This is a genomic window from Chryseobacterium sp. 22532 (genome assembly GCF_052044665.1).
Classification (GTDB): domain Bacteria; phylum Bacteroidota; class Bacteroidia; order Flavobacteriales; family Weeksellaceae; genus Chryseobacterium; species Chryseobacterium lathyri.
In genome coordinates this window covers 88085-107506 of sequence record NZ_JBQENJ010000001.1, presented here as the reverse complement: position 1 = coordinate 107506, position 19422 = coordinate 88085, and the positions used below count along the sequence as shown (strand labels likewise).

The following is a 19422-nucleotide window of genomic DNA, read 5'->3' as shown; positions in this document are numbered from 1 at the left end:
AATAATTTAAATCTTTTAATCTTATTTTTATTTGCTCATTAACTTCCAAAGTTCGTTGATCGTTTCTTTGTCGTCAAAATGATGTTTCACACCATTAATGTCCTGATAGTTTTCATGCCCTTTTCCGGCTACTAACACTATATCTCTTGGTTCTGCGAACCTGATTGCCATTTTTATAGCCTCTTTTCTATCCGGAATTGAAGTGTATTTGCTGAAGTTCTGAGGTTCAACGCCTGCTTCAATTTCTTTGATGATCTGGGCGGGATCTTCGGTTCTGGGATTATCTGAAGTGATGATTGCCAGTGTTGATTTTTTAGTGGCAATATTTCCCATTTCAGGCCTTTTGGAGTGATCTCTATCACCTCCACACCCGAAAACGGTGATCAGCCTTTCATTTTTCGTTCTGATATCGTTGATGCTGTCCAAAATATTTTCTAATGCATCCGGCGTGTGTGCATAATCAACAATGAAGAAAATTCCGCCATCTGATTTGAATGTTTCAAACCTTCCGGAAACTCTTTTCAGTTTGCTGATTGCCTGCAAAATTTCATCCTGCTCAAAACCAAGTTCGGAAGCAATTCCGAAAACCAGCAGTAGATTATAAATATTGAATTTTCCTGTCAGTGTAGTCCAGAATTCTTTTCCGTTAAAGTTCAGCAGCATTCCGTTGAAATCTATTTCTAAAGATTTTCCATGGTAATCTGCCATGGTTTTCATAGCGTAAGACTTTTTCTTTGCCTTTGTATTCTGAAGCATCACCATCCCGTTTTTATCATCCACATTGGTGATGGCTATGGCTGTATCTCCCAGTTCGTCAAAAAATCTTTTCTTTGTTTTCAGATATTCATCGAACGTTTTATGATAGTCTAAATGATCATGAGTAAGGTTGGTGAAACCAGCCACTTTAAAATGTAAACCTTCAATTCTGTTTTGAGCAATTCCGTGAGAACTTACTTCCATAAAAGCAAATTCGCAACCTTCTTCAACAGCCTGGGCTAAAATTTTATTAATGGTAATAACATCCGGAGTTGTATGCGTTGCCGGGATAATTTTTTCGCCGATTCTGATTTCCACTGTAGAAAGCAGTGCAGAATCGTACCCCAGGTTTTTGAATACATCAAAAAGAAGGGTAGATACAGATGTTTTTCCGTTGGTTCCGGTAACTCCGATCAGTTTAAGCTTTTGTGACGGATTTCCATAAAAATTGGATGCCAAATGTCCCAATGCTTTAGATGAATCTTTCACCTTGATGTAGGTAACGCTTTCATCCATGGTTTCTGGAAACTCTTCACATACAATAGCTTTTGCACCTTTTTCAACAGATGATGCAATGTAGGAGTGTCCGTCTGCAACGGTTCCTCTCACTGCTACATAGAGTGAGCCTTCCGTAACCTTTCTGCTGTCGAAAACCAATTCGGAAACCTCACGGGTATCTTCGCCGTGAATTTCTAAAACTGGGATCCTTTTTAATAATTCTGTTATTATCATTTTATATCTGAGAGGAATTTTTCCTATCCTTTATTAGTAGTCCTTTGAGACTTGTTTCTGTTATTTTAATTCTGCAGAGACAAATAAATTCTCTGGTTTTTGCTGATTATTGTGCCCTCCAGCGGGAACTGTTCTTTAATTCTTCCAACACCTTTATAATCAATTCTGTAACCTAAGTTTTCCAGTTGGGGGATCACATTTTTACCGATGAGGCCTACTACATTAGGCATCTGTTTATTATTAACAGCTACCTTTACATTAGGCTCTACCATTTTACTGAGATTCACCTTTCTGTCTACCAGCATTTCTTTTTCAATATTCTGCGGGGTCTTCAGGAATGTTTTTCCTGCAATTTCTTTAAATACCGGAGCTGAAACGGATCCCCCATAAAAACCTTTTGCGGTATTGGGCTCACTAATCATCACATAGCAGGTATATTTCGGTTGGTCTGCAGGGTAGAAGCCGGCAAATGATGCGCGGTATTTCATTGGGCCTGGTAACCAGTATTCAAATCTTGCGGTACCTGTTTTTCCTGCCATTTTCAGGTTGGGTGTAAAGATGCTTCGTCCCGTTCCTTTTTCCACGGCTTTGGTAAGTGCGCTGGTCATCATTTTAATCGCTTTTTCTGATGCCATTTTGTTCACCATTACTTCGGGCTTCGCACTGTAGACTACTTTTCCTTCTTTCATGATCTTGTCGATGAACAGAGGCTTAAGCATTTTACCGCCGTTAGCAACCCCGTTATAGAAGGTTGTTAGCTGTAACAGGTTGATATTTGATGAATATCCGTAAGAAATTGAAGCCAGTGTTGCGGCATTCCATCTCTTGTTTTGTGGAGTTACGATTTTCGGTTTTGTGATTCCCGGAAGCTCGATATCCATTTTGTCGAATAATTTCCATCTTCTCAGGTGATCAAGAAAGATCTGTGGTTTTTCTGCATAATATTTTGTAATCAATTTTGCGGTTCCCACGTTGCTTGATTTGGCTAAAACATCACTTATATCGTAAGTTCCCCCGCCATGACCGTCTGAAATTCTCTGCTTGGCATAAGTCCAGACTCCGCCTCCTACATTTACGGTTGTATTTTCATCAATGAAGCCATCGTCCATTGCAGCTAAAAGTGAAATGGTTTTAAAGGTTGATCCCGGTTCGATATTGTCTTTTAAAGCATAGTTATAAGAATCTTCATATTCTCCCGATTCCATTCTTCTCAGGTTGACAAGAGCCCGTACTTTTCCGGTTTCGGTTTCCATGACGATCACTGTTCCGTGCTTGGCTTCAAAAGTGATCAGCTGTTTCTCTAAAGCAGAGTGGGCAATATCCTGAATCCTAAGGTCTAAAGTGGTGTAAACATCTTCACCGTCAACAGGTTCTTTTACCTTCCAGTAGTCGATGGGCTTCCATTGGGATGAGTTGATCCTTTGCTCCAATCTTTTTCCGTCGGTTCCTGTAAGGTATTTAGAAAAAGCGCCTTCAAGACCGGCTTTAACTTCGCCGTTATCCATACCGATGGTTCCCGCTCCAATTTCTGATGTAGCCAGTTCTCTTTTATAATTTCTGTCGACGATAAAACCGCCTTTATTTTTTCCTTTTTTGAAGATTGGGAAGTTTCTGATCCTGTCGTACTCATCAAAGTCGAGCCCTTTAACTAAAGTATAGTATTGGTTTTTCTTCTTTTTCTGTTCGTCAAATTTCTTTCTGAATTCTCCTCTGGGTTTTCCGAACATTTTGCTCAAAGAATCCGTCAATGCACCGATATTGTTGCTGTAGATTGTATCCTTCATTGTTTTAAAATCAAGATAGATATCATAGCGCATTACGGTTGTTGCCAGAATGGATCCGTCTGAAGCGAACAGGTTTCCGCGGGCAGCCTTAAGAGTGGCTTCGCGGTAATTTTTATTAATGTAATCGTCCTTAATTTCCTGAACATTAGTGTTTTGCAGGATCACGATCCTAGCAAGAAACATCACAAATACGCACAAGACTCCTACAGCGAAGAGGTAGCCCCACCTTAACGTTTTTTTACGTTTGTTATCGTATTCATTTTGTTTTTGCATCTGTACTGTCCAGTTTGATTAGCAATTTATGAGGATGGTTTTCCAAAGTCATCAGTGAATCTTTTGCTACTTCCTTCCCCAGTTGGGATTCCATTTTTACTTTGATCAGCTTACTCTGGGCGTAAGCGTTTCTTGATTTATATTCTTCAGTTTCTTCTTTTAATGCATTGACAATTTTGATCTTCTTGTTGACGAGGTGATTGCTATAAATCATCGCCATCATGAGGATGAACAACAGCAAAAAATACCTGTAATGAGTTTTGATCTCATCACGGTTCAGAAAGTTTCCTTTTATAATGTCTATAAAAGTGAGCTTCTTCTGAGGGCGATTTGTTGTTCGTTTTGCCAATTTGTTTATATCAATTTGTTTGCAGTGAATCCGCTTTGCCTGTCAATGGTCAATTTCTTATGAATCTTTATTCACTTTTCACAATTGACAATTCACTTATTTGCCATTCACTTTTACACTTTAATTCCGGTTCTCATTTTTGCACTTCTTGCTCTTGAGTTTTCTTCAATCTCCTTGTCATCCGGGATGATCGCTTTACTTTTAAGCAATTCAAATACCTTTTTATAGTTTCCGTAGATGTCTCTCTGCTGCTCTCCTTCAAACATTCCGTTTTTAAGGAATCTTTTTACCAGACGGTCTTCTAATGAATGGTAAGAAATCACGACAAGTCTTCCTCCGGGTTTTAAAATATTCAGAGACTGAACAAGCATTTCTTTCAGGGCTTCAAGCTCCTGGTTAACTTCTATTCTTATTGCCTGAAAAAGCTGTGCATAGAATTTATTAACCTTATGGGGCGGAAGGTAGCTGAAAAGTTTTTTCAGGTCTTCGGTCGTCGTGATGGTTTTCGTTTTTCTGTGATGAACAATATCTCTTGCCAGCTTTCTTGCTTCTCTCAATTCACCGTAATGATAAAAAATATCGGCAAGCTCAGTTTCCTCATATTCATTGATCACTCTCTTGGCATCAAGATTCTGCATCACGTTCATTCTCATGTCCAGAGGAGCGTTGTTTCTGGTAGAAAAACCTCTTTCTGCCTCATCAAACTGATGGGATGAAACGCCAAGGTCTGCCAATACTCCGTCTATCTGGGAAATACCATACATCAGCATAGAGTTTTCCAAAAACCTGAAATTCTGATTCACCAGTGTAAACCTGGGATCGTCAATTGTATTTTTAAGAGCATCCAGATCCTGATCAAAACTGAAAAGTTTTCCTTTTTCTGAAAGTCTGCTCAAAATTTCTCTTGAGTGGCCTCCTCCTCCAAAAGTGCAGTCCACGTATATTCCGTCAGGATTCGTCACCAAATCATCAACGCTCTGCTTCAATAAAACGGGGTTGTGGTACATACTTAATTGTGTTTTTACTTGCTTTTTACTGCAAGTGTGGTTTATTCTTCATCGAAAGAGCCCATTACATCTTCGGCCAGGCTTGCAAAATCAGCTTCATTGGTAGAAATCACCTTTTCATAGGCTTCTTTATCCCAAATTTCAAAAAGCTCTCCTGCGCTGGTAATGACAGTATCTTTCTGAAGGTTTGCAAAATGAACCAGATCTTTTGAGATCTGAAGTCTTCCCGCATTGTCCAACTCTACTGTTTTTACCCCTGCCGTAAACATTCGAATGAAATCAGCATTCTTTTTAATGAATCTGTTTAGCTTATTAATTTTGCCCATCAGTTTGTCCCATGCATTCATAGGATAGACTTCGAGGCAAGGCTGGAACACAGATCTCTTGACTACAAATGCCTTATCGTCGAAGTTTTCCATCTGTTTGATCAGGGAGGAGGGAACTTTTAAACGGCCTTTGTCGTCAATTTTACACTCATATGTTCCAATGAAACTTTTCATTTGGGACAAATTTATATAATAATTTCCAAAATTTCCCACTTTTTCCCACTTTTTGACTTAATGTTAATAAGTTTTATTAAAGATTCAATTTGAAACGGGTAAGTAATTGATATGTTGTTTGTTGTAAAATATGTTATTTAAGCCATAGTAAAGAGGTTCTGAAAAAAGTAAAGAAAAAGAATGATATTATATTATTTTTAGTTTAAATTAGGGTAATCAAAATTTTTTTGAGGTTTAATTTGTATTTTTGCAGAGCTTTATTAAGGCATTTTATGATATTTAGTACAAAAAAAGAAAAGAAATATACTTTTGTAGAGGCGGGAGAAGGACATCCATTGGTGCTGTTGCACGGTTTAATGGGTGGTTTGAGTAATTTCGATAAGATGGTAGATTTTTTTTCGGAAAAGGGATTCAAGGTATATGTTCCTCAGTTGCCTATCTATGATTTACCGGTACTCAATACTAATCTTACCACTATTGCCAAATATATTATCAAGTTTATAGAAAGTCATATTTCCGGACCTGTTACTATTGTAGGAAACTCTATGGGAGGACATGTGGGACTTATTCTGACTCTGGCAAGGCCGGACCTGGTGAAAAATCTTGTATTAACAGGAAGCTCTGGATTGTATGAAAGAACTTTCGGAGACAGTTTCCCAAGAAAAAACGACCGTTCCTACATAAGGAAGAAAACGGAAGAGGTTTTCTATGATCCTGCTATCGCCACAGAAGATCTTGTAGACGAGGTTTTTTCTGTAGTAAATGACAGAATGAAAGGAATAAAAACAGTAATGCTGGCAAGAAGCGCTATTAAACATAATATGCTGAACGACCTTCCTAAGATTTTAACCCCTACGTGTTTGATCTGGGGGAGACAGGATAATGTAACACCTCCTGAAGTGGCTGAAGATATGCATAAGTTTATTCCAAATTCAGATCTCTTCTGGATCGAGAAATGCGGACATGCTGCGATGATGGAGAAACCGGACGAATTCAATGAAATTCTCTACAGCTGGTTAAAAGACAAAGTTTAAAACAAATAATAATAAACCATTAAGAGCTTTTCTTAATGGTTTGTTTTTCTAAAATATTCGAGAAATGGTTATTAAAACAGCAAATTTTGTAAAGAGTAGTGGGAAATGGCAGGAATGCCCAGAGCCTACTATGCCTGAATATGCTTTTATCGGAAGGTCTAATGTCGGAAAATCATCACTGATTAATGCGATGATGAATCACAAGGATCTGGCAAAAACTTCCGGAACTCCGGGAAAAACTCAGCTGATCAATCATTTTTTAGTAAATGAAGACTGGTATCTGACGGATTTACCGGGTTATGGATATGCAAAGGTTTCAAAATCTATAAGAAAGGATTTTGAAAAGCTGATTACCAATTATATTCTGAACAGAAGAAACCTGGTGAACCTTTTCGTTTTGGTAGATTCACGACATACTCCGCAAAAGATAGATCTGGAATTTATCCAGTGGTGCGGGGAAAGCGGAATTCCTTTTTCAATTGTTTTCACGAAAGTTGATAAGCTGAAACCGAATGTTGCGATACAAAATGTAGAAAACTATAAAAACGAGCTGCACAAAACCTGGGATGATTTGCCCGAACTGTATGTGACTTCTGCGGAAAAGAAAACGGGTGGTGATGAGATCCTGGATTTTATTCAGAAAACGAATGAATTCCTGAAAAATAATAATGTAAGTTTTGATGAGTAATATAATCTGGAAGATTAAAACCTTCGACGAGTTTACAGTTCCTGAGCTGTACTCGGTCTTAAAGGCCCGTATTGATGTCTTTGTGATCGAGCAGAACTGTCCTTATCCTGATCTGGATAATTACGACCAGAAGGGAATTCATATCTGGGCTGAAGAAGATGGGCAGATTCTTGCGTACTGCCGTGTTTTTGACAAAGGAATAAAGTATGATGAAACTTCTCTTGGAAGAGTTCTCACAACGGAACAGGCGAGAGGCAAAAACCTGGGGCGACAGCTGATTAAGTATGCTGTAGAAACAATAGAGAACCGTTTTCATACCTCAGAGATTAAAATCTCGGCACAGGATTATTTATTAAGATTTTATTCCGAATTCGGATTTGTAGATACCGGGAAAAAATACCTGGAAGATGATATTCCACATACGGAAATGATAAGAAAATAGAAAAGCGAAGAGAAATCTTCGCTTTTTTTATATATGATGATTGTATTTTTTATGATTCACCTGTAATGGCTTTTATAATAATAGGTTCTAAATTGGAAGGTAAATCGGCTGATTTTATCTGATATTTTTTAATTTTCATTTCTTTAAACCAATTTTCCCAGTATTCTTTGATAACGGCTTCCTCAAATGGATTCCCTTTTTCAGGATTAATTCCGAGTACAATGACTTCCAGGTTGCTTAAGTTATCATTGGCTTTCACGAAACCAAAATTATTCTTCTCAAATGTCGTTTTAAAATCAGATTTTGTTAAATTGTTTGATTTAATAAGCTTTGAGGTTAAATAAGAGGTTTTTGTTTTTTCTGAAAACCTGGAATTTTCATGATACATATATCCGTCTGTCAGGATAAACAAGATATTCTTGTGATCTTCTTTTACACAATAATCATTGACTTTATTTTTAAAAAATTCCCAGATATCAGAACCTACATATTTTCCGTCCTTAATTGCAGACTGATAAATATTGGCGGGTAATGTAGCATATTTTTTTTCAACGGTATTGAAATAGGCTTTGTTTGTATTTTGATCGAAAGAAACTTTAAGCTCTTTTGTAAAGTCATTGATTTTAGGGTCGGAGGGCTCAGGATTGAAGAAGACCTGCATCTGATCATTATACGTGATGATCCTTTTTGTTTTGATATGGTTCAGAAATCCTTTTTCGATCGCTTTAATATATTCTATATCCCTTTGGAAATATTCCATTGTTGGATTCGGGTTTATTTGGGGATCAATCCGGTCGGATAAATCAATCAGAATACTGACATTGATATTGTTAGAGTCAACTTTAGAAGAAGTTGTACCAGGTGGGAGATCTTTGGGTTCTTTTTTACAACAGCAGACCAAAGAAATGATTAATAATAAATACAATATTTTTTTCATGACAAGTGACTTATAATGCGGATAAATAAACTAAATTTTGATTATCAGAGTTAGCTCCTACATCTTTCAGATTGGTGTTGTAGGTGTCGATACAGCTGTCTATCATGGTTTGCTTTTCCGTTTTTGAAACAGCTATTTTTTCACCGATATAGGTAATCCAGCCCTGAACATATTCTGAAGCGTAGAGTTTGTAATCTTTGGTAGGAATAATTACTCCGTCAATGATGTTTTGAAGTTCTTCAATTCTTCCGCGTGTTTTTATGATGAGTTCTTTGGTGGCTCCTATATTGGAGAGGATTTCTTCAATTTCTTTTTTAAGAACATTAATTTTTTCCATCAGGAAGAGCACATTTTTCTGTCTGATTTCCTGTTCGTTTTTAATTTTATCTTTCTCCCGGTGTTCCTTCATCACAAAATCGAAAACCAGTCCCCAAATAATGTAAACAATGAATCCCGCGAAAATAATTCCCCAAAACTGATTTTTGGTAAAAGCGATTTTAAGATTGAATGGGGGAGAATCGAAGGTTTTATTTAGTTCATATAATTTAGACTCAATTTCGTATGCCAAAATAGCATCGAAGATGAAGGTGATGAGGAATAACAGTCCCAGTTTGATATAATTGAGTCTGGTTTTGTTTTCTCCAAACATATGAATTAAAAAACCAAGACCTAAGAAAACAGATGGAATCAGGGTGACAAAAGCCCCTTCTATTGCCCCTTCATTCCATGCTTTGCTGAACGCCTGTGCATCTAATACACTTTGAATCACCGTGCTTTTAGCATCAAAACTTTTAAAAAACGCCGAATAGGAAGTTGAAATATAAAATGTAAGCAGGTACAAACTGATGGGAACAAGAAGAATGGCACCGATCCAGAATTTTGTGGAAGCCCCTTTTGTTGCTTTTACATTGTGCTTTTCCGGATTTCTGGGTAAATCGTTGATCTCCGTTTTTAAACTTTCAATTTTATTTTGATGATTCTCAATTTCATTATTTTTATTGTTAAGTTGTTCTTCTTTGGTTTCCAGTGAAACGGTCAATGCTTTGATTTCTGTCTCACGGTTTTTTTGTTCGTTAACGTAAGATTCTTTGAGCTTTTGCTGCTTTTCCACCATTTCTTTTTCCTCATTCTGGAATTTGGAGTAAACGGCATCCAGGCAAATGAAGAGCGTTGTATGGTTTCCATTATTTCTGGAACTATCTCTATAGCCGGCTTCATGATACGTTCGCTTTCTGCTTTCCTCAGGAGATTCTGTATTGGGATCAATTTCCGGTATGGAAGATTCTTCTTTTGACGCTTCAATGGGAATTGATTTTAATTTGAATAAATTTTTAATATTAGTGGTCATGATCAGTTAGTTTTTTAGTTCGTATAAAATATCTGTTTTATTTTTTCCGGTTTTTACAGAGGTTATCAGATAATCGACAATCGCTTTTACGTTTTCCTGAAGGAACCCAAACATCAGAACATATTTTTCCATTGCAGAATATTCATTCGGGGAAACTACTCCATCTGCCCAGATCATTACGGTGAGGTCATAGAGATAGTCTACTTTTTCTTCAATGGTCTGGGGAACGAGCGATTTAAAATTGATAGGATTTAAAAGGATTTCGTCCAGGTTTTTAGGGGATATGCCTCTTTCTTCCGCACATTTATAAAGCATTTTCAGTTCCAGGGTACTGAAATCATCATCACAGATGGCCATCTGGTAGAGTCTTAAAAAATGTGCTTTAAGGTTTTCGGTAATTTGAATATGTTCCATGTTTGGGTTAGTTTTCTCTTGGTTTTTTAGGATTAATAATGACATCCCGGGAATGGAGCCTCGGCTGGGTAGGGTGTGCTATCGTTTCTTCCGTAGCTTCTGTGATTTCTTTCTTTTTTTCTTCCGGTTTTTCAACAAAAGCGATCAGCAGAAAGAGGATCCCGGTTATGATATCAATAGGAATCCAGATATTTTTTCTGTACAGATAAATAGGAAAAACAGGGTTGAAAAGGATAAGGATGAAGAGGAAAATCAGACTGAAATAATATTGCTTAAAACGGACTGCATTATACAAAACAAGTAAAGCACCCATGGAAATGAGAATTCTCAAAATAGTATAATATTCTATAGGAAGTCTGAAAATAGCTAGGAAACAACAGACCGCGCATAAGGTAAGAAAAGGTTTCATGGGATTAAGTTTTAAAATCCGGTCTTGAGATTATATTTGTAATTAAAATTACCTTCAGACATAAAAATGAAAATGAAAAAATCAATCAGTGCAATAAATGCGGGAATGAATGTCCAAAAGAATAGCAAATACAATAATCCTAATTTATTTTGTGCTAAATAAAATCTATGAATGCCTAGGCCGCCTAAAAAGAGAGCAAGCATTGCAGCAGTAAATTTTGATTTCATATGGCTAAACTCTTGATAATATTTCGTTCTTTTTACTTTCAAATTCTTCGACAGAAATGATTCCGTTATCCATTAATCCTTTCAGTTTTTGTAAAACAGCAAAAGGATCTTCAGCTTCTATAAGCTGTGTAACAGTTTGCGGAGTTTGAAAAGGTTGTGCTATTATCGGAGTGGCATTATTTACCGTAACTCCACCTGCTGAGGCTCTTCTGACCTCAAGATCTTTTTCTCTTCTTACACCTCTCATCTTCTCTTCAATTTCCTGGGCAAACTGGTAAAGTTTTCTGGCTTGGGCTTTTGGCAGATAATCCATCATATTGGTGTAATTGCCTATGGTTTTCATTGTAAAAGTGGCCCCTAAAATTCCTTCTTTAATATGACAATCTGCAATATCTACCCAATTATAATCCTGAAAGTCCATGGATAATCCAAAGTTTTTAGGTCTGCAGAAGATAATTCTTCTGTTGGTAAGTGCTATACAGTCTGGAGAAAAATTGATAGCAGGTTTTTTTTGAACTGCAATATATTCTACAAACTCCTGAGATGTTATAAGATCATTGATTCTCTCTAAAAGCTTTTCAACAGCTTTTGGATCTTGTTCTTCGTTTAAAAATTTCTTTAAATTCATGATGTTTTGTTTTTCAAATTATTTTACATCTTTGTAATAGACATATCCTACTTTTCCACTTTTTTTTACCTGCACTTTATACCAGGAATCCTGTTTGGATAACTGTTTTAATTCTGTGTTTTTTGGAACGGTCTCTATTACTTTAGACTTTAGAAAAGGCTTTTCATAGATCTTGGTTACTGCAATCCCTGCAAAATACCGGTTGTTGGTATTGATGTTGATTTCATCAATCCGGATTTTCGGAGAATTATAAGATTTACTTTTTTTAGTGTAATGCGAATCCGGAGAGGCTTTAGATTTCTTTTTACTGGAAGATGATTTCTTTCCATAAGAGCCACCACTGCATACGCCGCAGCTTCCTCCGGAAGAGCAATGAGCGCAACCTGTACAGTTGGAGCAGGCACTGCATGATGCAGAACCGGTACATCTTCTGCCATGGTGTAGGCTTTTGGAGCCGGAAAGACTGAAAGAATTAGCAGTCAATATACCAATGCTTAGGATGAGTATAGAGATGAGTGTTTTCATGGATATTAGTTTTTGTTAATTATAGTTTTCTAAGGTTTTATGGAGTGCTTCTTTGAAATTGTAAATTTCATCCAGATTGTTCAATAGGACTTTTTCCCCAGCTTCTTTACCGTTATGAAAAGTTTCCAGATATTTATTTGAGGTATTAAAGTGAAAGCGGCAAAGCGGTTTTCTGTTGTTGTCATCCAGTAAAACTCCAAAATAGGATAGAGTATCCCTGTGGGCAATTCTCTGGGAAGGAACTTTTTCTCTTAAAATCGCTTTTACAATCTGGAAGGCTTCCAACTCTTCTTCGGTGGTTACAATCTTTGAATCATTATTTTCATCGATAGACTGAGCGGTTTTCACCCCTTCTTCCTGTTTTTCAATCTGTTCATTAATGCTTAATGCAGATTTAAGCCTGAAACTGATGGATTCATTGATGGAAGTCGTTAAAGCCTTCTTGGTATATTCTTTAAAAGAAACCATTCTGTTGGCTGTCAGGTGTTTTTCAAAAAATCTACTGACCAATAATTTGACGAGTTCATCGGATGGGGTTTCAATTTCTTTCTCAAACTCTTTTCTGATCGCTTTGATGTATTTTAAGGCTTCGGCAGAATCTAATATGCTTTCAAGATTGTAATCTTTTTTGGTGAAACTTTCAAGAATTTTGATAGAACTGTCTTTTAAATCTTCAATATTGATGGTGAAAAAAGGCTTCTCATCCATAATATTAGGCTTTTCCAGGTCGGTATAGAAATTATATACGATTCCATTGGTCAACACGCCAAACCGTGTTTTTGAAACATGATAATACCGGTGAAGCTGAGAATTGTGTGCATCAGCATTTTCTTTCCAGTGCTTACATTCTATAATAAAAATAGGTTCATCATTATGTTTGATTACATAATCTACTTTCTCTCCCTTTTTCGTTCCGATGTCGCAAATATGTTCCGGAAGAACTTCTGTCGGATTAAAGATATCGTACCCTAAAATCTGTATAAAAGGCATTACAAAAGCATTTTTTGTCGCTTCTTCCGTACTGATCTGGTCTTTCAGGCCGACTACTTTCTGGTGTAACTGTTCAAGTTTAATTTTGAGATCCATAGTATTGTTTTTAAAGGGTTTCGTCAACGATTTCGGCAGTAAGCGCATTTTTTTTCACAGATGAAATCCCGACTTCCATTGAAGATTTGGAACTGTAATATTGACTTTTACCAATGATTTCTCCGTTTCTTGCTTTTAGTACAAAGTAGTCTTTATCGTTTTTCGCAACTCTTCTGTCGTATCTTGAATCTTCCTGGGAATTGACCCTCACAGATTCAATACCTTTTATACAAGATGCTTTTTGAACGTAGCCTTCGCTGGTTAAAATGATTTCGCCATTTCCGGCTTTTAGATTAAACTGATACTCGTTGTTGACTCTTTTTGTGATGACAAATTTTTCCATAACAATTACTTAGCTAGTGTGACATTCGTTTGAACATGTTTTACATCCATTTGATTGGGAGTACGTTTTCTTTGATTCTTTTACAGCATCCTTACAAGAAGAATATTCTCCCAAATATTTTCTATTCGCAGGGTCCGGCAGATATTTGCAGTTTTCATGATGTACTTCATGATCTCCGTTGCTTTGTGCTCTTTTGTTTACGTAATACTTTTTCATATTATTTATTTTAAATGTTTAACACTCCAAAAGTAGAACGATTAGAAAACCAATCCTTACGGTTAACCGTAAAAGAAAAAACCTTTCAAATTTTTGAAAGGTTTTATACAATATTTTAAAACAAGATTAAATAATTCCCAGATCTTTGCAGAAAGCTATTAATTGTTCATTGCTTGTAACTCCCAGCGCTTCTTTTAAACTGTTTAATTTTTTTTCAACACTACTCAGGCTATTGGGGGTAATATTATTATTCTGCAGATAAGTCGGAATATTTTTTTGCTGAACCCCTTGAGAAAGAAGAGAAACAAGTGTTATGTCATATTTTGTAAACTCATAACTGTTGAGTTTTTTAACTTCCTGTTTAAGGTCAAGAGACAGATAGTTTTCATTAACGTAAACGGATGCGATTGCTTTTTTCAGTTCTTTAGAGTCGTTTCTGGCTTTGCGGACGTATCCATTAATCCTGGATTCGGTAAAAAGCAAGTCAATAATTCCTGATTTACGTTCTCCGGAAAAGACGATGATTTTTAATAAAGGCTGTAACTTTCTGACTTCGTCAATCAGTTCTTTTCCATCTTTAATATTCTGAAGATGATGATCTTCTTCATAAGAAAGATCCGTAATCATCAAGTCGTAAGGATCGTTTTCCCGAATAGATTTTTTAATTTTTGCTAAGGCATCATCACAGTAATATACATAATCAACATTCGGAATATTGAGTTCTTCTAGTGTTTTCTGGACAGATAAACTACCCATTTCATGGTCTTCGGCTATTAAAATTTTTTTGAACATTTTTTAGTTTTTAGTAAACAGGAAATGAAATGTCGACTTTCAGTCCCTTTTCGGTTTCGGTGTCAAAAATAATTTGTCCTTTTAAAATTTCTATACGGGAAACCGCATTTGATAATCCATTTTTATACATTACCGCTCCGGACATTCCAATTCCATTGTCTTTATAATGGATGGTGATCTCATTGTTAATTCTTTCAAAGCGAAACGAAACAACAGATGCTTTGCTGTGTTTTTTCATGTTGACAAGCAGCTCACGAATGATTTGATAGATTTCTTCCTGTTTAGGCTGGCTTACATTTTCCCAGATATTTTTTTCGTTTCCAGCGATATAGGTTTTTACTGTATCGTTATTAAAAGAGCCAATACTGTTTGAAATCTTTTCGCTAAAATCCTGTTCATCTTTAGCATCTTCCTTTTCGTAGGAAATGTCTCTGGATTTCTCGTACACAAATTCCAGCTCATCTAAAGCTTTTTCTTTATCAAAATTTTCCTGATTTTCTATTTTTGTCATGACCTGGTAAATTCCGTTGGCAACCACGTCATGGACTTTTTTCGACATTTTAAGCTGAGTGTTTTTTACTTCGAGCTCTTTTTCTTGTTCGAGTCTTTTTTTTCTTTTTTTATACCAGAACCCTCCACTAACTAAGAGAATAGATAAGGATAATAAACCAATGTTTCTTTTTAAAAGCTCAGCTTCATTTTCTGCTATTTCATTCTTCATTTTTTCTGCATCAAATCTAATCAGAGCGAATTGATTTTTCGCTTTATTTCTAGCGGTTTGAAGACTATCATTGAGATTTTGATACTTCAAAAAAAAATGTTTTGAATTATTAGAACTTTCCAATGTAATTATCTTCTGAAGTGCTTTTAACTGATCATCCGGACTATTATTTTTTTTAGCTATCTGCCAGTTTTCATTGGCATAATACAATGCTTTTTTAGGGTCTTTATTTTCAAAATATTCTGTTAGATGATAAAAACTTGCATTTAAGCCATCGTTGTCATTTGTCTCCTTTCTGATTTGAAGAGCTTCATTTAGCTCTGGCTCTGCATTATATGCAGGATTTTGGCTAAATTTTGTATAAGCTAAATTATCATAGACCTTTGAGAAAATCTTAGCATGGACTTTTATATTTGGAAAAGCTAATATTTTATTAAAAATATGAATGGCAGAATCATGTTTTTTTAAGTATGTGTATGAGATTGCTTTGTTATTTAGTAGGGTTAACTGATCAATCGGGTCTTTTGAAAAGCCGACAGCTTTATTGTAAAACTGTGCAGCTTTATTATATTCTTTTAAATTTTGGCAGGTAATACCTAAGTTATTATAATTTCCTACTATTTCCAGAGTATCCTTTTGGGGGTTTAAATATTTAATTGCAGATAAAGCTGTTTCTTGGCTGCCATAATAATCTCCATTTTCACATTGTAAAATGGCCATATTTACTAAACAACTACCGGCGAATGAAGGATTGTCCTCTTGAATGAAAAAATCTTTTGCCTTATTGAAATATTTAAAAGCACTATCTTTTTCTGCAGTTTTTAAATAATTATATGCCTTGTCATAGTCTGTTCTATCACTTTTTGCAGTTCTGTTGTTTTTATTACAGGAAAATAGAATTACAGGTAATAAGAAGATGAATTTTTTCAATTAGTTTTTTATCAAAAATAATAAAAAAAGCGAAAGAAATTCTCTTTCGCTAAATTGGTTATTTTTTTGGAGGAGGAGGAAGCTGTCCCGTTTCTCCACCCGTATCCCCCGGATCTACTCCTTCTCCCGGATCTGTCAGTTGAACTGTTGTCTGCTCCTGATTATTACTATTATCTGATGTCGTGTTTGCGTTGTTATTTGAAAATGCTAATCCCAATAGCATCAATATTAATTCTAACATTGGTTTAAAAATTTAAAATTTGGCATTAGTGTTCTTCCTCACGAAACAGATCGTGAGCAGTGTTACACGTGTAAAAATTTCGAAGCGCTTCTTAAATTTTTGGGAAGTAAACCTTCAAAAACGGAGGAGAAACATCCGCTTCCCAACCCGGAGTTTTCCTCCGTTTTCTCTGGTGATTTTGAAATCAGCTTTTTTTGAATTTGTTTTTTCATTGTTTATTTCTGCTGATTTCTGAGGACAAAGTAAAGACAGAAGTGGGTGTCATTCCTAGACAGAGGAAAGACAGCTGACTGAAGGTAAATGTCTGATTTTTATGGAAATCCGTAATGCAGTTGTCTAAGTTTTGTCTAACTTAGACAGCACTAATCCATTTAAACTAATTCCATGTTTGATAAGAAGAAATTGTTGCTAAAAAAAGCATACGAAAAAGCGAAAAAAGAACTCAATAGAATTGACCCCAGTGATATTTCTGTTTTAAGTTATCTAACCTTAAAACTAGAAGAAAGGTTTGATGTGGTTAAGGATGTAAGAACCTTTGTGAGATATCATAAAAGACTTATAAGAGAGAATAGGGATTACGATATTGATGAGATTACATTGGATCAATTAAGCTGGTATGTAGAATATGATAATTTTGAGGAATTTTGTGAGAATGTAGTGATTGAGAAAGATACAGGGGAAACTAAGATCGAGCTTAAAATAGATCAGGATGAAGATTCCCTTTCCGAAAGGTTATCTAAGATCATCATAAACATTACCAATCAACCCATTTTTAATGTACCTCAATTGGCGAAAAATGGGATGGGAATTGGGGCTATAATATTAACTTTGGCTTTTGGGTTGGCTTATAATGGAGGGGAATTAGGTGAAGATAAATATATGTATTGGAATGGAGAAGAATATATAGGTACAAGCGATGCAAATGCTAATCCTAACTCTGAAGTAGTGGCAATGGACAGAAATATATTTAATCACTTTAAGAAAATTACAAGACCAGATACTTTAACTGTAGAAAATGCTGTAGGCAAGGCATGGTATTCAAAATATAATAATAAGGTGGAATTCTTTACTATGGATGGGAAAAATCCGGAAAACGGAAAAGAACTCAAAAGAGTTAGTGAGCATATGGTGGATTTTTATGCTGGAATAAAGTAAAATATACGTCCTTTTAATTACTTTTTCACAAAAAAAAGCGAACATCAAAAAGATATTCGCTTTATATTTTTTACGCTTCATTCAGCATTCCCAATTCCCCAAAATGTTTTTTAAATTTCTGGATCTTCGGGCCTACTACGGCACTACAGTAAGGTTGGTTAGGGTTCACGTTATAATAACCCTGGTGATACTGTTCAGCAGGCCAGAACTTCTCGAACTGCGTTATTTCCGTTACGTATTTTCCAGGCCATTTACCTGATTCTTCGGATTTTTTAAGGGCTTCCTCGGCTTTAGCTTTTTCTGCATTATCTTTATAATAAATAACGGAACGGTATTGTGTTCCGATATCATTGCCCTGTCTGTTTAGCTGGGTAGGATCATGAAGGAAGAAAAATACATCCATCAGCTGTGCATAAGAAATGATTTTAGGGTCGAAAGTAATCTGTACCACTTCAGCGTGTCCCGTTTCTCCTGTACACACTTCCTCATAGGTTGGATTGTCTTTGTGGCCTCCTGAATATCCGGAGATAGCAGATTGCACGCCTTTAAGCATGTTGAAACAGCTTTCCACACACCAGAAGCATCCACCGCCGAAAGTGATCTGTTCTAAATTATTATTATCCATTATTTTTAATTATTTATTAGCCGTTTTCTTCTCTCTGCATTGGCAGAAAATGAGTAAAAAACCAATCAAAAATAAGAAAAACTTTTTCATTTCGGATGATAAACAGAATGATTTAAAACAGAATTGATTGTATGTTTTAATGATTAATGAGACGATAAATTGAAAGATATGGCACAAATAATTCTGTGAGATCTGTGGAAAAATCAATTGAGTATGTTGTTTAAAAACAAAAAGCATCCCCAAAAGGATGCTTTTATTATTTTAATGCTGTTTCAGTTATTTTTCCCAAACTAAAGCACTTGCTCCAAGAATGGCAGCATCTGCTTCATCAAGTTCACTGAAAACCAGTTTCACTTTATTTCTGAAAATCGGAAGAAGATTTCTTTCCATATGAAGTTTTGCAGGCTTCAAAATAAAATCACCGGCCTTGATCACGCCGCCGAATAAAAGAATGGCTTCCGGTGAAGAAAACATGACGAAATTCGCCAAAGCTTCACCCAGCTTCTGTCCCGTATATCTGAAAACCTCAATAGAAATTGGGTCACCTTTTATGGCACATTCATGTACCGTTTTTGAGTTAATGGATTCTTCAGGATATTGACTCAGCATAGATTCAGGAAATTCAGCCCTCATTTTTTTTGCGGTGATCGCAATTCCTGTCGCTGATGCATAAGCTTCCAGGCTTCCTTCAGATCCTGTGCTCCAGTGCTTTCTTCCGCCTGGTTTTACAATGGTATGGCCAAGTTCTCCTGCAAAGCCGTCATGTCCGTAAATCAAACTTCCATTGGAAATGATTCCACTGCCTACTCCTGTTCCCAGGGTAATCATAATGAAATCCTTCATACCTCGTGCTGCTCCGAACAGCATTTCACCAAGAGCTGCTGCATTAGCATCATTGGTAATGGTACATGGCAGGCTGAATTTGGCTTTCATCAGCTCACTGAAAGGGATCAGTCCTTTCCAGGGTAAGTTGGGAGCCTGTTCGATGGTTCCTTTATAATAGTTGGCATTAGGAGCGCCTACTCCAATTCCGTCAAAGTTTTTCTCTGTACCGTATTTTTCGATCAGGGGCTGAACCTGCTCATACAAAGCTTCGATAAAGTCTTCCACTTTTTCGTACTCATCAGTTCTCAGACTTCCTTTTTCCAGAACTTCACCGCGATGGTTTACTACTCCGAACTTTGTATTCGTTCCGCCGATATCAATTCCTAGAGCAACTTGTTTTGATAAATCTATTAATGACATTTCCTGTTTATAAAT

Annotated in this window: 25 protein-coding genes; 4 read left to right on the top strand and 21 right to left on the bottom strand. The window is 36.2% G+C overall.

Going from position 1 to position 19422, the window contains the following annotated elements; genetic code table 11:
• Positions 1-27 precede the first annotated feature (27 nt).
• The 5 genes from ACTJIV_RS00530 to mraZ all read right to left on the bottom strand — a co-directional run bounded on the left by ACTJIV_RS00530 (position 28) and on the right by mraZ (position 5401).
• A complete protein-coding gene (locus ACTJIV_RS00530; RefSeq protein WP_440624951.1) occupies positions 28-1488 on the bottom strand; it encodes a UDP-N-acetylmuramoyl-L-alanyl-D-glutamate--2,6-diaminopimelate ligase in 1461 nt (486 codons plus the stop codon).
• A gap of 65 nt (positions 1489-1553) precedes the next feature.
• On the bottom strand, positions 1554-3545 hold the full coding sequence (locus ACTJIV_RS00525; protein WP_223557836.1) for a penicillin-binding transpeptidase domain-containing protein: 1992 nt from the start codon (positions 3543-3545) through the stop codon (positions 1554-1556).
• On the bottom strand, positions 3529-3894 hold the full coding sequence (locus tag ACTJIV_RS00520) for an FtsL-like putative cell division protein (RefSeq protein ID WP_111953809.1): 366 nt from the start codon (positions 3892-3894) through the stop codon (positions 3529-3531). The genes ACTJIV_RS00525 and ACTJIV_RS00520 overlap by 17 nt, the downstream gene beginning before the upstream one ends.
• Before the next feature lie 113 nt (positions 3895-4007).
• A complete protein-coding gene (gene rsmH, locus ACTJIV_RS00515) occupies positions 4008-4901 on the bottom strand; it encodes a 16S rRNA (cytosine(1402)-N(4))-methyltransferase RsmH (protein WP_111953807.1) in 894 nt (297 codons plus the stop codon).
• 41 nt (positions 4902-4942) lie between these two features.
• Positions 4943-5401, bottom strand: coding sequence for a division/cell wall cluster transcriptional repressor MraZ (gene mraZ / locus ACTJIV_RS00510; protein WP_048501622.1), 459 nt, complete (start codon positions 5399-5401; stop codon positions 4943-4945).
• A 272-nt stretch (positions 5402-5673) separates the two neighbouring features.
• Between mraZ and ACTJIV_RS00505 the strand changes: the two genes are divergently transcribed.
• The 3 genes from ACTJIV_RS00505 (at position 5674) to ACTJIV_RS00495 (ending at position 7565) form a co-directional block, all read left to right on the top strand.
• A complete protein-coding gene (locus ACTJIV_RS00505; RefSeq protein ID WP_111953805.1) occupies positions 5674-6435 on the top strand; it encodes an alpha/beta fold hydrolase in 762 nt (253 codons plus the stop codon).
• A gap of 64 nt (positions 6436-6499) precedes the next feature.
• Positions 6500-7123, top strand: a complete 624-nt coding sequence (gene yihA / locus ACTJIV_RS00500) for a ribosome biogenesis GTP-binding protein YihA/YsxC (RefSeq protein ID WP_111953803.1) — start codon at positions 6500-6502, stop codon at positions 7121-7123.
• On the top strand, positions 7116-7565 hold the full coding sequence (locus tag ACTJIV_RS00495; RefSeq protein ID WP_111953801.1) for a GNAT family N-acetyltransferase: 450 nt from the start codon (positions 7116-7118) through the stop codon (positions 7563-7565). Before yihA ends, ACTJIV_RS00495 begins: the two co-directional genes overlap by 8 nt.
• A gap of 49 nt (positions 7566-7614) precedes the next feature.
• Here the strand turns inward: ACTJIV_RS00495 and ACTJIV_RS00490 are convergent, their stop codons facing one another.
• The 14 genes from ACTJIV_RS00490 to ACTJIV_RS00425 all read right to left on the bottom strand — a co-directional run bounded on the left by ACTJIV_RS00490 (position 7615) and on the right by ACTJIV_RS00425 (position 16594).
• Positions 7615-8502 carry a hypothetical protein gene (locus ACTJIV_RS00490; RefSeq protein ID WP_440624946.1) on the bottom strand — a complete coding sequence of 296 codons (888 nt, stop codon included), beginning with the start codon at positions 8500-8502 and terminating at the stop codon, positions 7615-7617.
• 10 nt (positions 8503-8512) lie between these two features.
• Positions 8513-9850, bottom strand: a complete 1338-nt coding sequence (locus ACTJIV_RS00485; protein WP_440624944.1) for a coiled-coil domain-containing protein — start codon at positions 9848-9850, stop codon at positions 8513-8515.
• A 6-nt stretch (positions 9851-9856) separates the two neighbouring features.
• Entirely contained in the window at positions 9857-10264 is a 408-nt protein-coding gene (locus ACTJIV_RS00480) for a hypothetical protein (protein ID WP_111953795.1), read from the bottom strand.
• 7 nt (positions 10265-10271) lie between these two features.
• Positions 10272-10673: a DUF6804 family protein gene (locus tag ACTJIV_RS00475; RefSeq protein WP_440624942.1), complete on the bottom strand. Its 402-nt coding sequence runs from the start codon at positions 10671-10673 to the stop codon at positions 10272-10274.
• 11 nt (positions 10674-10684) lie between these two features.
• Positions 10685-10900, bottom strand: a complete 216-nt coding sequence (locus ACTJIV_RS00470) for a TM2 domain-containing protein (RefSeq protein WP_440624940.1) — start codon at positions 10898-10900, stop codon at positions 10685-10687.
• A gap of 4 nt (positions 10901-10904) precedes the next feature.
• Positions 10905-11528: a PH domain-containing protein gene (locus ACTJIV_RS00465; RefSeq protein WP_111953789.1), complete on the bottom strand. Its 624-nt coding sequence runs from the start codon at positions 11526-11528 to the stop codon at positions 10905-10907.
• Between the two features lie 18 nt (positions 11529-11546).
• Positions 11547-12053: an SH3 domain-containing protein gene (locus ACTJIV_RS00460; RefSeq protein WP_440624938.1), complete on the bottom strand. Its 507-nt coding sequence runs from the start codon at positions 12051-12053 to the stop codon at positions 11547-11549.
• 15 nt (positions 12054-12068) lie between these two features.
• Positions 12069-13139, bottom strand: coding sequence for a type I restriction endonuclease (locus tag ACTJIV_RS00455; protein ID WP_111953785.1), 1071 nt, complete (start codon positions 13137-13139; stop codon positions 12069-12071).
• Positions 13140-13149: 10 nt separating this feature from the next.
• On the bottom strand, positions 13150-13482 hold the full coding sequence (locus tag ACTJIV_RS00450) for a YegP family protein (protein WP_440624936.1): 333 nt from the start codon (positions 13480-13482) through the stop codon (positions 13150-13152).
• 9 nt (positions 13483-13491) lie between these two features.
• Positions 13492-13698 (bottom strand): hypothetical protein, encoded by a 207-nt coding sequence (locus ACTJIV_RS00445; RefSeq protein ID WP_111953781.1) that lies wholly within the window; start codon positions 13696-13698, stop codon positions 13492-13494.
• 126 nt (positions 13699-13824) lie between these two features.
• Positions 13825-14490, bottom strand: a complete 666-nt coding sequence (locus ACTJIV_RS00440; protein ID WP_336378051.1) for a response regulator — start codon at positions 14488-14490, stop codon at positions 13825-13827.
• Between the two features lie 10 nt (positions 14491-14500).
• Positions 14501-16141 carry a tetratricopeptide repeat-containing sensor histidine kinase gene (locus tag ACTJIV_RS00435; RefSeq protein WP_440624933.1) on the bottom strand — a complete coding sequence of 547 codons (1641 nt, stop codon included), beginning with the start codon at positions 16139-16141 and terminating at the stop codon, positions 14501-14503.
• 58 nt (positions 16142-16199) lie between these two features.
• A complete protein-coding gene (locus ACTJIV_RS00430) occupies positions 16200-16382 on the bottom strand; it encodes a hypothetical protein (protein ID WP_306841225.1) in 183 nt (60 codons plus the stop codon).
• 62 nt (positions 16383-16444) lie between these two features.
• Positions 16445-16594 (bottom strand): hypothetical protein, encoded by a 150-nt coding sequence (locus ACTJIV_RS00425; protein WP_336378053.1) that lies wholly within the window; start codon positions 16592-16594, stop codon positions 16445-16447.
• Positions 16595-16766: 172 nt separating this feature from the next.
• Here ACTJIV_RS00425 and ACTJIV_RS00420 point away from each other — a divergent pair, with 172 nt between their 5' ends.
• On the top strand, positions 16767-17537 hold the full coding sequence (locus ACTJIV_RS00420) for a hypothetical protein (protein ID WP_336378054.1): 771 nt from the start codon (positions 16767-16769) through the stop codon (positions 17535-17537).
• Between the two features lie 70 nt (positions 17538-17607).
• Here ACTJIV_RS00420 and msrA read toward each other — a convergent pair whose 3' ends face one another.
• On the bottom strand, positions 17608-18162 hold the full coding sequence (gene msrA, locus ACTJIV_RS00415) for a peptide-methionine (S)-S-oxide reductase MsrA (protein WP_440624930.1): 555 nt from the start codon (positions 18160-18162) through the stop codon (positions 17608-17610).
• Positions 18163-18438: 276 nt separating this feature from the next.
• Complete coding sequence (locus ACTJIV_RS00410) at positions 18439-19407, bottom strand: ROK family protein (RefSeq protein WP_111953769.1); 969 nt, start codon at positions 19405-19407, stop codon at positions 18439-18441.
• Positions 19408-19422: the final 15 nt, after the last annotated feature.

Coding starts and splice junctions, on each gene's coding strand:
- ACTJIV_RS00530 (WP_440624951.1), bottom strand. CDS start 1,488: ATGATAATAACAGAATTATTAAAAAGGATCCCAGTTTTAGAAATTCAC.
- ACTJIV_RS00525 (WP_223557836.1), bottom strand. CDS start 3,545: ATGCAAAAACAAAATGAATACGATAACAAACGTAAAAAAACGTTAAGG.
- rsmH (WP_111953807.1), bottom strand. CDS start 4,901: ATGTACCACAACCCCGTTTTATTGAAGCAGAGCGTTGATGATTTGGTG.
- mraZ (WP_048501622.1), bottom strand. CDS start 5,401: ATGAAAAGTTTCATTGGAACATATGAGTGTAAAATTGACGACAAAGGC.
- ACTJIV_RS00505 (WP_111953805.1), top strand. CDS start 5,674: ATGATATTTAGTACAAAAAAAGAAAAGAAATATACTTTTGTAGAGGCG.
- yihA (WP_111953803.1), top strand. CDS start 6,500: ATGGTTATTAAAACAGCAAATTTTGTAAAGAGTAGTGGGAAATGGCAG.
- ACTJIV_RS00495 (WP_111953801.1), top strand. CDS start 7,116: ATGAGTAATATAATCTGGAAGATTAAAACCTTCGACGAGTTTACAGTT.
- ACTJIV_RS00490 (WP_440624946.1), bottom strand. CDS start 8,502: ATGAAAAAAATATTGTATTTATTATTAATCATTTCTTTGGTCTGCTGT.
- ACTJIV_RS00485 (WP_440624944.1), bottom strand. CDS start 9,850: ATGACCACTAATATTAAAAATTTATTCAAATTAAAATCAATTCCCATT.
- ACTJIV_RS00480 (WP_111953795.1), bottom strand. CDS start 10,264: ATGGAACATATTCAAATTACCGAAAACCTTAAAGCACATTTTTTAAGA.
- ACTJIV_RS00475 (WP_440624942.1), bottom strand. CDS start 10,673: ATGAAACCTTTTCTTACCTTATGCGCGGTCTGTTGTTTCCTAGCTATT.
- ACTJIV_RS00470 (WP_440624940.1), bottom strand. CDS start 10,900: ATGAAATCAAAATTTACTGCTGCAATGCTTGCTCTCTTTTTAGGCGGC.
- ACTJIV_RS00465 (WP_111953789.1), bottom strand. CDS start 11,528: ATGAATTTAAAGAAATTTTTAAACGAAGAACAAGATCCAAAAGCTGTT.
- ACTJIV_RS00460 (WP_440624938.1), bottom strand. CDS start 12,053: ATGAAAACACTCATCTCTATACTCATCCTAAGCATTGGTATATTGACT.
- ACTJIV_RS00455 (WP_111953785.1), bottom strand. CDS start 13,139: ATGGATCTCAAAATTAAACTTGAACAGTTACACCAGAAAGTAGTCGGC.
- ACTJIV_RS00450 (WP_440624936.1), bottom strand. CDS start 13,482: ATGGAAAAATTTGTCATCACAAAAAGAGTCAACAACGAGTATCAGTTT.
- ACTJIV_RS00445 (WP_111953781.1), bottom strand. CDS start 13,698: ATGAAAAAGTATTACGTAAACAAAAGAGCACAAAGCAACGGAGATCAT.
- ACTJIV_RS00440 (WP_336378051.1), bottom strand. CDS start 14,490: ATGTTCAAAAAAATTTTAATAGCCGAAGACCATGAAATGGGTAGTTTA.
- ACTJIV_RS00430 (WP_306841225.1), bottom strand. CDS start 16,382: ATGTTAGAATTAATATTGATGCTATTGGGATTAGCATTTTCAAATAAC.
- ACTJIV_RS00425 (WP_336378053.1), bottom strand. CDS start 16,594: ATGAAAAAACAAATTCAAAAAAAGCTGATTTCAAAATCACCAGAGAAA.
- ACTJIV_RS00420 (WP_336378054.1), top strand. CDS start 16,767: ATGTTTGATAAGAAGAAATTGTTGCTAAAAAAAGCATACGAAAAAGCG.
- msrA (WP_440624930.1), bottom strand. CDS start 18,162: ATGGATAATAATAATTTAGAACAGATCACTTTCGGCGGTGGATGCTTC.
- ACTJIV_RS00410 (WP_111953769.1), bottom strand. CDS start 19,407: ATGTCATTAATAGATTTATCAAAACAAGTTGCTCTAGGAATTGATATC.